The organism is Chitinophaga sp. GbtcB8, assembly GCF_019091455.1.
Classification (GTDB): Bacteria; Bacteroidota; Bacteroidia; order Chitinophagales; family Chitinophagaceae; genus Chitinophaga.
In genome coordinates, this window is the sequence record NZ_JAGXJN010000033.1 from 90,897 (window position 1) to 104,357 (window position 13,461).

Genomic DNA, 13,461 nt, shown 5'->3' on the forward strand with positions numbered 1-13,461 from the left:
TTTATGCGTTTATGTGTGGCACACGTTTACCTTGGGTTTAATGCAATACCGGAGCTGGTGGCAGATTGCGGGATCTGCAGCACACGGCGTTTATCATCTGCAGTAAGCACCAGCGTTTGCCCGGTAATGGTGTAATGCGTTACCGGCATTTTGTAGCGTTGCAGATCAAACCAGCGCATGCCTTCCTGTATGAACTCTGCCCGTTTAAAATCAAGAATGGTCTGGATCAGCGCAGTCTTTACATCGCTGATGCCGTAGTAGTTCCTGATCTTGTTAACGGTGAGTATATGGGCGGAGGAATTGTACTGGCTGATCCTTTTGCTGGCAAACAGGTTCAGATCCTGCAGCACGGCATTGTTGTTGCCCAGGTAAACATTGGCTTCTGCCCGGTTGAACAGCACTTCTTCTGTGGTGAACAAAGGCGTCATTACATAGGGATCGCCTATTTCTGCGTTCACAGATGCTTTTACAAAATATTCGCTGAGCTTGGGTACAAAATAATCCTGGTTACCGTAGTAGTATACCGGGTATATATAGCGGCCGCCGGTTACATTGTAGGTAAGTATATTGATCTCATGCGCATAGTCCAGCCCATAACGGTAACGGGCGCCGTAACGTCCGTAAACGGATGCCGTTTCTGCCAGCAGCAGGTTAGCATTTTCCGTGGCCAGGGTATACTGGTTCCACAGCTGCTCCGGCGACATGCTGGCGTAGGTGGTGTTCCAGGGCCGCAGGTTAGCGCCAAAATCGTTATTGGGAAATACCTGGTTGGCATAGCTCAGCACCTTTGCATAATCTTTCTTAAACAGGTAAAAGCGGGTGGCAAAAGCGTAAGCGGCAGCCCGGTTGAAGTGATAACGTGGAACTGTATAGGCATCATCGCTGATAAGGGGCAAGCCTTCCAGCAGGTCTTTTTCTATCATCTCATAGACATAGGCCACCGTCTTACGCTCATATTGTTTAGACACTACGGTTTCCGGCACCGTTACGTAAGGTATGCCCGGGTCGGAAGCGGCTGTAGCGGCATCATAAAATTTAGAGAAGAAGGTTACCAGCATAAAGTGGGCATAGGCGCGGGCTACCAGGGCCTCGCCACGCTGACGGCGGTAGGCTTCTGTATTGCCGGCTTTATCGCAGGCTTCCAGCGCCAGGTTAGTGGCGGCAATGGCTTTATAACAGGCCATCCAGTATGCTTCCGGCGAATCTTCCTTATCGTTGCGTACATCCTGGAAAAGGAACGGATCTTCATTCACCCGTTCTGTTTGTCCTACCCCCTTGTCAGCTACATTGTCCGACAGGGCTTCGCAAAAAGTGATGTAGCTGGATTTCGGATAGGCAGTACCTAACAGGCGCGTTACCTTTTCAGGCGTGCTGAGGTCTGTCCATGTGCTGTCCGGCACCTGCTCCAGGTATTTCCTGCAGCCGGTGAACATTAGCAGGCCGGCAATCACAGATAAGATTATACGTTGTTTTATCATCTTGTCCTCTTTTTATATTCCGACTTTTAATGAAAGCGTAAATTGTTTTTGTATAGGCTGCGCCACCCCACCGGAGTTAAAGAATTCCGGGTCCTGCCCTTTCAGCTTTTTATCTGCATAAATGAGCCAGGGATTGATGGCGGCGGCTGTGATGGCGGCATTGGTTAAGCCAATGCGTTTGATCAGCGGCTGCGGCATCTGGTAGGTGAGCGATACTGTTTTTAAGCGGATAAAATCGCCTTTGGCTATTCTTTCTGTTGAATAGTTATAGTTATTGTAAGGGTGAGATCCGTTAAACACCAGCTGCTCAAAGGCATCTGCAATGGAGGGCACCTGTGTGGCCTTCTGATCGCCGGGCATTACCCAACGGTCATAAAACTCCCGGGGCATGGCATCCAGATCCGTGTAGGTGGATTTAAACGCCGGGTACAGGCGGATCTTGTTACCCCATTGGTACGTGAAAAATATATTTAAGGAAAGCGCTTTGTAATGGAAGGTGTTGGAGAAACCACCGTTCACCGGCGGATCTACCGGGCCCGCATATACGAGGTATTGCGTGTTCAGGTCCTGCAGGTATACATCGGATTTATTTTCGCCATGCTCATTCACGAAGGTGGGCACGCCGGTATTACTATTCAGCCCCTTGTATTGCAGGGAGAATAAGCTCCGCACAGGATACCCTTCCTTATTGCCGCCTTCTGCTACTACCAGGTCAAAAATGGAGGGTATGTTCTTGGCATTGGTGATCTTGTTGGTGTTGTAGCCAAAGGTTACATTGGTACGCCAGCCCCAGTCTTTGCGGCGGATGATCTCCCCTCCTACCATCAGCTCCACACCTTTGGAGCTCATATCCGCATAGTTGGCTGCCTTCATTGTTTCGCCGCCTATACCGGAGGTTTTGATAATGCTGATGAGATCAAAGCTGCGCCGGGTGTAGAGGTCCAGGTTCACAGATAAACGCCTGTCAAATAAACCCGCGTCCAGCCCCAGGTTGGTGGTGTATAATTTTTCCCAGGTAAGATCATCGTTCTGCAGGTGCGATAAAGCGATCACAGACTCCACTTCGTTCAGGTGCGGACGGTTGGTGTTAATGGTTTGGTATACGATATTGGAGTTGGTGGCAGGCCCCATACTGGCCGTTAGGCCGTAACTGGCTCTCAGCGTCAGGTAGTCAACCACGTTTACCCTTTGCATAAAAGCTTCCCTGTCCACATTCCATGAGCCTGCCACGCTCCAAGTAGGTAACCAACGCGCCTTGCGGGACTGCCCAAGACGGTTAGACCCATCGTACCTTGCCGTGCCTGTGAGGTTATATTTACCATCATAGGCATAAGTACCGGTTGCATAAAAAGCGGCAAAGCGGTCATAGTCTTTGCTCATGCCGTAATAAGGAAAATTTCCTTCTATGGTTTGTTTAAGGATACGGTAGTCAATGAAGGGTACACCGCCGTTGTTGTACTGGTAGCCGTAACCGGTGTTGGATGATGCCTGACGGTCGGCATACTTCACCTGCTGGCCTACCAGCACATTCACGTTATGCTTATCTGAAAATGTATTGGTGTACGTTAAGCTGTTGCGGAAATCGTAGTTCACCAGCTGATCTTCCGAACGGTTGTAAAAGCCGCCATAGGGCAGCACTACAATGGGCTGACCGTCCGGGTTATCCGGATCACGGTACAGGAACTTGTTGTTGGCTGCAATGGTGGCGTTGCCGTTAGCGCGGTAGGCATTGGCCATGTTGGCATTTTCTGTGATCTGGTGCTCGCGGGATGACTTTACATACCGTAACGCACCTACGAACTCATAACGCAGGTGATCATTGAGCTTGAAGGCCAGATCGCCCTGCAGGCGCAGATCGATCATGTTCAGGCTCAGGTAGTTGTTCTGCAGCTCGTTAATGATGTTGAAGGGGGCAAAGTTCCTTCTGAAATATTCCAGGTTGCCCTGCTCATCATAAGCGGTTAAGGTGCGGCTGGTATTCAGGGAGTAGCTGAACGGGTTAATATCAAACTCGCGGTCATACTGCCCTTCTACCGGGTTGCTGGTGCGCGACAATGCGCCGGGGGCACGTTGCTGGCGTACAGAACCTAAGGTGGAGAAACCGGCTGAAAGCCGGTCAGAAAATTTATAGTTATTGCGGTAGTTCATGGTGTACCGGGTGACCTTATCCCCAATGGTCCAGCCGTTATCACTGTAATAGCTGGTGGAGAAATAGGACTGCGATTTTTCTGTACCACTGGAAATGCTGACGGAGTGTTCCTGTATAAAGTTGTTGCGGAACAGGAGGTCAAACCAATCGGTGTTGGTTTTGCCGTAGCGCATTAAAAAGGCGCGCAGGGCTTCCGGGGTATTTTCCAGTGGGATGTTGCCGGCATCGTCCCCGTTCAGGCGCTCGTACATTTTGCCGAACACGCCAACATCGCCCCGGGAAAGGATGTTGGAGCTAAGGATGCCTTTGCGTTCCAGCTCGCCCAGCACAGACATTTGCTGTGCGGAGTTCATGATATTAAAATTGCCGTAGGTAGGTTTCAGCTGGGTGCTGAAGTTGCCCGTGTAGGTTACCACGGGTTTGCCTACACGTCCTTTTTTGGTGGTGATCACCACTACGCCGTTCATGGCGCGCGCGCCATATAACGCCGTAGCGGCGGCATCTTTCAGGATGTCGAAGCTTTCAATATCATTGGAGTTAAGGCCTGCAACGGCGGATCCCAGCAAGGTGGTAGGGTCACCGCTGGACAGCTGATCATTGGATATATTCACCACATCTTCCAGCACCACACCATCTACTACCCACAGGGGCTTGTTATCCCCGTTAATAGAGGTAGCGCCGCGCACGCGTACTTTAGGCGCGGTGCCAAATGTACCGGACACGTTCTGGATGGCCACACCGGCAACGCGGCCTTCCAGCATACGGCTTACATCCACCAACCCGTCCATCTTGGCATCTTCCATTTTTAAGCGAGTGGCGGCGCCGGAGAATTTGTTCTTATCTATATTCTGAAAGCCGGTTACCACCACTTCATTTAAGCGTGTAGGCTTTTCCGTTAATTGTATGGCCAGTGTTCCGCCTTTGTAGGTGGACAGGTTCAGCTCTTCCTGCTTATAACCGGTGCCGCTGAATACCAGGATGGCATCGCTACTGATGCGTTTAATTTCAAACTCGCCTCTTTCATTGGTCATGGTACCGCGGGAAGTACCTTTTACCCCGATGGAAATGCCTACAAGCGGCTCTTTCTTTTCAGAGGTTACCACGCCTTTTACATCAATGGTCTGTTTCTGCTGCGGGGTGGTAATGGCCCTGATGGATAAGGCTCCTTCAGGACGTATTGTTTTCCGCTCGCTTTTGCGGATAACAACGCGGTCATATACTACGGAGTAAGAAAGGGAGTACGGCGTAAGCAGCTTATCCAGCAGGGTACCTACTTTTTCATCATGTGCATGCAGGTTTACGCGGTTGGCTTCCAGCGCTTCGGTATTCACATATACAAAAGATATGGAGGCCAGGTCTGCAATCCTTTCCAGCGCATCTTTCAGCACTACATCTTTTAATTCGATCGTGATCTTTTTGTCGAGCGCATTTTGCGCGCTCTTTACGCCTGCTGCAGGGCTTTTCATCACGCCCAGCATGAACAGGAATACCAGTGATAATTTTAAGTAGAGCGTCTTTTTAATGCGCATGTTTCACTTTATTGTATATTAGCATTGAGTACAGCTGGCAGGGCATACCTTCTCCATTAGCGTTCCGTTGGTTGTTCAGAACACTTGTACCGTTAAGGAAATAGGATCTCCGTCCCGGACTTCTTAAAGTCCAGGCAATAGTTTAGCGGCTGTAAAACAGCGCAACGTTTTTACGGATTATTAACCTTGTAAAAAATAAGTTGGACTAACCGGGTTGCGGTTGTCGTAACAGCTCCATCATTTGATTAGTTTTTTTGGTTGACTCTAATTCTCTGTATTACTTCTATTATGCCACTATGGCTGGTTACCGGGCAAAGGAAGCCCATTCCGGTTCGTTAAGGAAACCAGACAACAATAGATTCTCTGCAAAACAGGGTTTTTCTGTTTGGATTAACCTTGTCTGTTAATGGTTACCCCGGATCTGACAATAGGGAAATTTTCATACTGGCGATTAGTTTGGTTTTCAATTCAACTAGGTTTTCTTCTACTGTGTTATTTGCTGTAACTTTCTTATAAACAGCTGCCACCGGTTATTGTGTAGCTGTTAGTACTACTGTCCTTGCGTATGTTCGCGTTTAATGATATTGCGATCAAAGTAAGCGCTTTATCTATATCATCGGTTGTGTTAAAATCACCGTTAAACACGCAATGGCGGATCCTTTCGTGGGTAATGATGGTGGTATTATAATACCGCTCCAGGTCACTGACCACTTTATCCAGCGTTACGCCTTTGTACATGAACTTACCGGAGCGTTTTTGCGCATAAAAGCGGGCATCGTCTTCAGCATCCAGCATTTGCAGCTGGTCGGTTGCTTTGCTGTATACTGCGCTTTTGTTGGCGGTAATGATCATTGCCTGATCCCTTCCTGCGGTTTGGCCTTTTGCCTGTACCTGTACGCGGCCGCTTACTACTACTACCCTTGCGGCGCCGGCGTCCCTGGCTTCTATATTAAAAGAGGTGGCCAGCACCGTGGTATTTATGAGGGAGGAATGAATAACAAAGGGTTGTTTATCATTATGCGCTACCTCAAAATACGCTTCTCCTATTAAGCTTACCTCCCGCGTATCTTCACTAAAGCTCCCGGGATATTCCAGCGTGGAACCGGGTTCCAGCGATACCAGCGATCCATCCGGCAGCTTTATTGTTTTACGTTCGTTATTTGTTGCTACCACCTGTGGTTTAACAGACTGGCGGGTAAGGGTGTAAAAACCGATACCTGCTACTAACAAAATGGCTGCTGCCGCTGCTGCCCACCATGTATACACCCTGGCCGTATTCCTTTTGGGTTGTGAAAGGTGTGGCGCGGGTATATCCATATCCCGGTGAATGCGCTCTAAAAGATCTTCTGCAACTTTCCTGTTGAGGGTATGTTTTACAGTCTCCAGGTCAGTATTGAATTCTTCTGCGGCTAATGCTTCAAGCTCTGAAAGATCGTTCTCATCCAAATACTGCAGCATCCATTCTTTCTCAGCAATCGTCCATTCCTCTGTATGTAATAAATGCCTGAGATATTCCTTCCTATTGTGCACGCTGTCGGTTGTTTAATTTAAATACAATGAAGTGTAAAAAAAGGGTGGGTGTTCCTTCCAGAAAATTTCATATATTATTTAGAATAATACGAAACAGGGTGTTCCTGATGTGCTGACCTTCACCAGTCGCGGTTCAGGAAAAGAAGGAATAACAGGACATACCTGTGTTCTGCGTTCTTCTGAATGTAGTCATTGAGTTTAACCATGGCTGCGGATAGATGTTCTTTGACAGTATTACGGGAAATATTAAGCTCATTGGCTACTTCCTCATAGGTTTTGCCTTCCAGCTTACAAAGGGTTACAATACGGCGGCGCTGGGGCGATAGTTCTGCGATGGCCTGCTCCAGTAAATGGTATTGCACCTCCTGCAGGACTTTACGGTCCGTTCCGGATTCTTCACCCGGAGCAAGGGCCAGGAGCTTCTGGTGAAAGGTTTGTTCACGCAGCTTCTTGCGGCTGTAATTCACAGACAGATTAAAACTGATCACAAACAACCAGCCTGCTACTGACTGCGATGCCTTGATCTCCTGCCTTTTTTCCCACAGCTTTATAAAAACCTCCTGTAAAATGTCTTCTGCAACTACTGTCTCTTTCACGAGCTTCAGGATGTTGCGATAAACTACTTCGTGATACTTCCAGTACAGGGTATCAAACGCGGCTACTTCATTTTCGTGTAACCGTTCTACTAATACTGCATCTAATGTGTTCATGTCGGCATTTGGTTGTAAAAGCAGTCCCGCTTCCCCCAAAGCATTGTTCCCTCTTTTTACATCATAAAATAGTGACAATTCTGATCACTTTATAACAAAAATTTAAATTAAAATATTTGCAAATGTGCTTTGCGTTGATAAGTATGTCCTTCCAAGTCCGGGATAACACTAAAGTGGGGGTGGTGGGATAAACGGTCCTAATTGCCTATTTTGAACGGACAAACAGTTGAATTTATGATAAGAAGGACCCTATTACTATGGATTTTTTTCCTGGTATGTACTATATCGTATGCCCAGGAACGTTACACTTTTACCAGGGGCCTGATCAGCGGGCCCAGTCATCAATACGGGCGTCAGGCGCTGTTCACCGATCCCCTGGCCTACCAGTTATACACCGGGCAGCTTAGCACACCGGCAGCCGGCAGCAGCGTTCCTGGTTTGGACAATACACCAGGCAGCTGGAAATCTATTGAGGCCGACAGCGCCGGTATGTTCAAAGGCCGCCTGATTAACAACGGGTACCTCTACCTTACATATAATGCGCCTGCGGCGCAAACAGCCGTGCTGAATATTTCCGGGCACCAGATGGTGTATGTGAACGGGGAACCGCATGCCGGCGATATTTACCGCTACGGCTGGATGTATACTCCCGTACAGCTGAAGAAAGGGCTGAATGAATTTTACGTACGCACGGCCCGCAGCTTTGGACGGCAGGGAATACAGGCACAGCTGCTGTTTCCCCCTAAACCCGTGTACCTGAGCACCGCAGATTCTACCCTGCCGTTTATTGTAAGCGGTAAAACCAATACAGAGCTATGGGGCGCAGTAGTGGTTATTAACACCAGCAAACAAGCCCTGAAAGGCTTACAGATCAGCGCCGGCATACAGGGCAAAGAAGTGGTAAGCACCCTGCCGGACATTGCGCCCATGACCACCCGCAAAGTGGGCTTTAAAATGGATGCCAGCCAGCTGCAGCAGAAAGGCACGGCCTCCTGTACACTGATACTAACGGGCAGCAATAAACGAAATATAGACCAGCGGAATATTACCTTACAGGTGGTGAACCCCGGCGATCATTATACCAGCACCTTTGTAAGCCAGATAGACGGCAGTGTGCAATACTACAGCGTATCGCCACAGGAAGGCAGCACCGGCGGCGCCCCTGCCCTGTTCCTTTCCGTGCATGGCGCAGAAGTACAGTCCATAAACCAGGCCCGCGCCTACAAGCAAAAAGACTGGGGTGTGCTGGTAGCGCCTACTAACCGCCGCCCCCGCGGTTTTAACTGGGAAGACTGGGGCCGGCTTGATGCGCTGGAAGTGCTGGATATTGCGAAGCAAACATTCTCCCCAGACCCTACTAAAATATATTTAACCGGCCACTCTATGGGCGGGCATGGCAGCTGGTACCTGGGCGCCACCTATCCCGGCAAATGGGCGGCTGTGGCGCCTTGTTCCGGTTACCCAACCCTAACAGGTTACGGATCTGCCGACGGGCTGATACCGGACTCCCCGAAAAATAATACGGAAAAGATCTTGCTGCGCGCCAGCAACCCCAGTAACGTGCTAAAGCTGGCCAATAATTACAAAGCGGCAGGTGTGTACGTATTACACGGTGATAGCGATAAAGTGGTTTCTGTTGAATATGCGCGGCAGATGAAACGCGTGCTGTCCGGTTTTCATGCTGACTTCAGCTATTATGAGTACCCGGGCGGCGAGCACTGGTACGGCGATAAGTGCGTGGACTGGCCGCCGCTGTTCCAGTTCCTGCAATGGCATACCATTTTGCCGGACAGCAGCTGGCAGCATATTGATTTTACCACGGCCAACCCCGCCATCTCTTCCGGCATGCGCTGGGCGCATATTCTGCAGCAACAACACTCGCTGGAATACAGCCGCATACAGCTGCACCGCAGTGAGGACCACCGCAGCATAACCGGTACTACTGATAACGTAGCTACGTTAGCGTTAGACCTGAAAGATATGCCTGCTGGGACTATTACGATCACGCTGGATGGCACTCCGCTAACGATCACGAAATCAGACACGGTGGTTTATTTACATAAACAGGCACAATGGGCCGTTGGCACATTACCTGCTGCTACTGAAAAAGGCCCGCAACGTAATGGCACCCTGAAAGAAGCCTTTAACCACCACATGGTATTTGTGTACGGCACCAGCGGCAATGCTGCAGAAAATGAGTGGGCGTATAATAAAGCCCGCTATGATGCAGAAACCTGGTACTACCGCGGCAACGGCGCCGTGGACCTGGTGGCTGATAAAGATTTTAAGGCTGCTGCCTACCCTGACCAGGGCATTGTTCTATACGGCCATGCCGGCAGTAATAAAGCATGGAATGCTTTACTGAAAAACTGCCCTATACAGGTGAACCGCGGGCAGCTGCAGGTGGGTGCACAACAGTACACTGGCGACGCGCTGGCCGCCTATTTTGTATGGCCACGGCAGGACAGTAAAACGGCCAGTATTGCCGTGATCAGCGGCACGGGCATAACAGGGCTGCATGCCGCGGAAGCAAACCAGTATTTTGCGGGTGGCAGTGGGTTCCCGGATTATATGATCTTTAGCGCAGAGCTGATGAAAGGGGGGATTGAGGCGATTAAGACGGCAGGGTTTTATGATAATGAGTGGAGGGTGAAAGAAGAGGAGCAGGTTAGGAATTAATAATTGATGATTAATATATTCCCTGCGACATCGTATATAATTTTGGTGTAGCAGCAAATTAGAATTTTACTCCGGAGAATGGCTGCTTAAATTATCAAGTCTACATTAGTAAATAATACAAGGGTTCATCCTCTGCGCACAGATGATGAACCCTTGTTCTTTATAATAACATTTACTTACTGATACAACCTTAGCTTCCCGATCAGCGTTTTGCCTTCCGGTGTGGTTACATTCACAATGTACACCCCATCTGTATACCGGCCGGATAAACGGAAACGTTCGCCTTTCAGCACTTCCCGTTGTATTTCTTTACCCTGGCTGTTTTGCACAGTGAGCAGGCTGCCATCCCAGTTCTCTTTGCCCTGCAATAACAGCTCGCCGGTTTCTGCGTTGGCGGTTAATTGCAGCTTTACGGCTTTGGCAGGTACATCTACATATCCAATATCATCACCAATAGCCTGGCGGCGCTGGCAGTTGCTAACGGTAACGGTAATGGCATCGCGGCCACGTTCTTCCGTATACAGCTCTGAAGCAGCATAATACACGGTGGTTTCTGTGGGATTTACCTTAAAGGTGCTGCCGGTGTGTAATAGCTTACCGCCTTTAGGAGCATCGTACCATAGGGTTTCGGGGAAAACATGACCAGAAGTGGCGATCAGCACGGCATTGTCGCCAGCGCAGATGCTGAATTGCTCATAGGGGATCTGCAGGTTCAGCTCATTGGTCCAGTTGGCGTGCGTTAGAACGCGGTGGTTGTTGGAACCCTGGGCATTGGCAATGCAGGGGCTGGTGAGGGCCAGCAGCAACGCGGATATTAAACGCACAGCGCTGCGATTAAATGAATTTTCCATGATATTAAAAAATTTAAACGGGGCTGCTAAAAGGATGCTTTTGTATCAGATAGAGCGAATAGACTATAACGTTTCAATTGTTTTGGCGTTTCATATTTCTGTTGAATGGTTAAACCTTACAATGTGCATCTTTTTAACGGTCTCAATAAAAGTGTAGCTAATTTAAGAAGATTTATAACACCAACCACCTACATAAACGGGTAGGTTTATAAAAAAGGGGTTTACAAAACAAAACGGCCGTATCATAAATGATACAGCCGCTATATTTTTGATTTAACCGGTAAAATTATGGTTCTGATTCCACCAGCACAATTTTTACCGTGATAGCCGGGGGAGCGGTACCGGCGGTGGTGCCGCTTACGGCCTGTGATTCGATGGTAAGGCTACCGGTGGTATGCGTGTAAGAGTAGCTATAACCTGCATATACTTCAGGAATGGCTTCAAAGGTACCGCCATCGCCGGATACAGATACCACTATTCCAAACTCCTGGTTCACCTGGTCAGTTATTTCCGGCATGCTAATGGTTACTGCATAACTTTTTCCATCGTTAATCAGCTTCCAATCACCAGCGGCAATATCGGTTTGAATGGTTTGGTTGGGGGTAACATACTCATACTTCTTGGTACAGCCAGTGATCCATACGCTCATCACTAACAGTGGCAAAAATAACAATGCTTTCATACTGTGAATTTTAGTTATGTACAGGAAGATTCAAGTATGCTATAACAAAGACAATGCCGATTCTTATGGCGTTTGCTGTTTTAGAAGGTTTCTTCTTGCAGGTGTACCCGTGGTGCTTGCTGTTTAAAGGACTTCTTCTCGCAGATCCAGCTCCGGACTGTACCCGCCTGATTCTTATGGTGTTTGCTGTTTTAGAGGGCTTCTTCTCGCAGGTCCAGCTCCGGACTGTACCCGCCTGTGTGTGCACACATGATGCGTTGAAGGGCGTATCAGCATAGGAATGCTATGAAGCGGTATCAAGCGCATGACGCCGGGCAAGGTCCGTCGTTTGGACCTGCTGCGAAGGTAAGTTGCACGGGGTAGGCAGCATACAAATACAGGCGGATGGGCCGGCGAGCCAGTCAATGTATGGGTGCAGGTTTGAGACATTAATTTCTGGATGTTATTTTGCAGACGCTGTTTTAAAGGCATCATGTTGCAGATCTTATCACAGGAATGCGCCCGTTACCCTGGGGTGCCAATCAATTTTACAGGCATTATGCTGTAGATTTTATTTCCTCAAGCCTTAACCTTATTCCCAGGCCTTAATCCCTCCCCCCAAAAATTCAATCCATTGCAAAGGCGGCGTGGCCGATGACCTCCTTGATTCCTTCGGTGTCGTCTACTTCTTCGCCGCTGCAAATGAATACGGGCAGGCCGGTATCCAGGTCAATAACCTTTTTGAGCTGAACTACGATAGGCTTGAAGTGCTGGCTGGCTACAAACATGTATTTGTCTGTAACCCTGGGTAGTGTATTTACGATGGTTTTGAGGGTGCGGGCTACCAGGATGCCGGTTTCATTCAGCAGTTCACAATTAATGGTAATGGTGTACGTGTTCATAGGATGGTGGGTTTTCAGGTGAAACGGTTAGCGTACGTTTAACAATAGCGGTCTTTGGCCTTTTTGTTACTGATTATTCTGTTAGCTAAAAATAACAAAAAAAGGAGGGCCTTACCATTCCTCAAAATAGTATTATCGTTAATTATTTCCGTCCTGTATCCCTTTCCTGTAGCTGCTATTAGCAGGTATACCCCTGTTTTTCTATGACGGGTGCGCCGGCAGCGTGGTTACCAATTGTTTACGTTTTCTGTTTCGGGGGCGGGTACTATGCGGTTGTGTAAAAGGTTGCAGGGCAGCTGGGGACAATGCCAACACCTTTTGCGGCTGTTTTTCCGGGAGGGGCACAGCTACCACCACTGATTGCATGCAGGAAAGGCCTGCGGAAGTGTACATCTGGCGGTTGTAAGCGGTGGGTATAACGTGGACTTGATGCGGGTATTATGCGGGGAAGATGTTGGGGGTGATCGCATACCAGATATTTTTGCTACATTTATACTATTACCGGTAAACCCTCTATAACTATGTTCACATATTCCTCCTCAGATCAATCCTATTCCAGCTCCCGTTCGGCTGCTGATGAACAAACAGCTGCACCTTCCACTGCACCCTTACAAAGAAATGCGGCCAATATGGACGAATTAGTGCAGGGCAAATTTCCAGCCCAGCTACAGCCGGAAGAGGAAGAGAAAAAATTACCGATGCAAGGCAAATTCGTTTTGCAAAGAGCTACTTTGCCGGAAGAGGAAAAACCCGTGCAGGGAAAATTCACCACACAGCTGCAAGCCAATAATACAGGTATGCCCGACAGCCTGAAATCCGGGGTGGAAAACCTTTCCGGTATGGATATGTCTGATGTAAAGGTGCACTATAACTCCAGCAAACCCGCCCAGCTAAGCGCGCTGGCCTATGCACAGGGCAATGATATTCACGTAGGCCCGGGCCAGGAAAAACATTTGCCGCATGTGGCCTGGC

9 protein-coding genes are annotated in these 13,461 nt (G+C 48.8%); 2 read left to right on the forward strand and 7 right to left on the reverse strand.

Annotated elements, in window-relative coordinates; all coding sequences use genetic code 11:
* Positions 1 to 26 precede the first annotated feature (26 nt).
* The 4 genes from KVT36_RS24025 to KVT36_RS24040 form a co-directional block, all read right to left on the reverse strand.
* On the reverse strand, positions 27 to 1,478 hold the full coding sequence (locus tag KVT36_RS24025) for a RagB/SusD family nutrient uptake outer membrane protein (protein ID WP_217605995.1): 1,452 nt from the start codon (positions 1,476 to 1,478) through the stop codon (positions 27 to 29).
* A 12-nt stretch (positions 1,479 to 1,490) separates the two neighbouring features.
* Positions 1,491 to 5,156 carry a SusC/RagA family TonB-linked outer membrane protein gene (locus KVT36_RS24030; protein ID WP_217605996.1) on the reverse strand — a complete coding sequence of 1,222 codons (3,666 nt, stop codon included), beginning with the start codon at positions 5,154 to 5,156 and terminating at the stop codon, positions 1,491 to 1,493.
* 510 nt (positions 5,157 to 5,666) lie between these two features.
* Positions 5,667 to 6,686, reverse strand: a complete 1,020-nt coding sequence (locus KVT36_RS24035; RefSeq protein ID WP_217605997.1) for a FecR domain-containing protein — start codon at positions 6,684 to 6,686, stop codon at positions 5,667 to 5,669.
* 119 nt (positions 6,687 to 6,805) lie between these two features.
* On the reverse strand, positions 6,806 to 7,396 hold the full coding sequence (locus tag KVT36_RS24040; RefSeq protein ID WP_217605998.1) for an RNA polymerase sigma factor: 591 nt from the start codon (positions 7,394 to 7,396) through the stop codon (positions 6,806 to 6,808).
* A 234-nt stretch (positions 7,397 to 7,630) separates the two neighbouring features.
* Between KVT36_RS24040 and KVT36_RS24045 the strand changes: the two genes are divergently transcribed.
* Positions 7,631 to 10,075, forward strand: coding sequence for an alpha/beta hydrolase-fold protein (locus KVT36_RS24045; protein ID WP_217605999.1), 2,445 nt, complete (start codon positions 7,631 to 7,633; stop codon positions 10,073 to 10,075).
* 176 nt (positions 10,076 to 10,251) lie between these two features.
* Here the strand turns inward: KVT36_RS24045 and KVT36_RS24050 are convergent, their stop codons facing one another.
* The 3 genes from KVT36_RS24050 to KVT36_RS24060 all read right to left on the reverse strand — a co-directional run bounded on the left by KVT36_RS24050 (position 10,252) and on the right by KVT36_RS24060 (position 12,489).
* The gene (locus KVT36_RS24050; RefSeq protein WP_217606000.1) at positions 10,252 to 10,926 is read right to left on the reverse strand and encodes a hypothetical protein; all 675 of its coding nucleotides are present in this window, start codon (positions 10,924 to 10,926) and stop codon (positions 10,252 to 10,254) included.
* A gap of 286 nt (positions 10,927 to 11,212) precedes the next feature.
* Positions 11,213 to 11,608, reverse strand: a complete 396-nt coding sequence (locus KVT36_RS24055; RefSeq protein WP_217606001.1) for a hypothetical protein — start codon at positions 11,606 to 11,608, stop codon at positions 11,213 to 11,215.
* Between the two features lie 605 nt (positions 11,609 to 12,213).
* Positions 12,214 to 12,489, reverse strand: coding sequence for a DUF5952 family protein (locus KVT36_RS24060; protein ID WP_217606002.1), 276 nt, complete (start codon positions 12,487 to 12,489; stop codon positions 12,214 to 12,216).
* A 521-nt stretch (positions 12,490 to 13,010) separates the two neighbouring features.
* On the opposite strand from KVT36_RS24060, the gene KVT36_RS24065 reads away from it, so the two are divergent.
* Positions 13,011 to 13,461: DUF4157 domain-containing protein (locus KVT36_RS24065; RefSeq protein ID WP_217606003.1), on the forward strand; the 451-nt coding region annotated here is incomplete at its 3' end.

What these genes read in the sequence shown, in the direction of transcription:
- KVT36_RS24025 (WP_217605995.1), bottom strand. Translation starts at nt 1,478, where the DNA reads ATGATAAAACAACGTATAATCTTATCTGTGATTGCCGGCCTGCTAATG.
- KVT36_RS24030 (WP_217605996.1), bottom strand. Translation starts at nt 5,156, where the DNA reads ATGCGCATTAAAAAGACGCTCTACTTAAAATTATCACTGGTATTCCTG.
- KVT36_RS24040 (WP_217605998.1), bottom strand. Translation starts at nt 7,396, where the DNA reads ATGAACACATTAGATGCAGTATTAGTAGAACGGTTACACGAAAATGAA.
- KVT36_RS24045 (WP_217605999.1), top strand. Translation starts at nt 7,631, where the DNA reads ATGATAAGAAGGACCCTATTACTATGGATTTTTTTCCTGGTATGTACT.
- KVT36_RS24050 (WP_217606000.1), bottom strand. Translation starts at nt 10,926, where the DNA reads ATGGAAAATTCATTTAATCGCAGCGCTGTGCGTTTAATATCCGCGTTG.
- KVT36_RS24055 (WP_217606001.1), bottom strand. Translation starts at nt 11,608, where the DNA reads ATGAAAGCATTGTTATTTTTGCCACTGTTAGTGATGAGCGTATGGATC.
- KVT36_RS24060 (WP_217606002.1), bottom strand. Translation starts at nt 12,489, where the DNA reads ATGAACACGTACACCATTACCATTAATTGTGAACTGCTGAATGAAACC.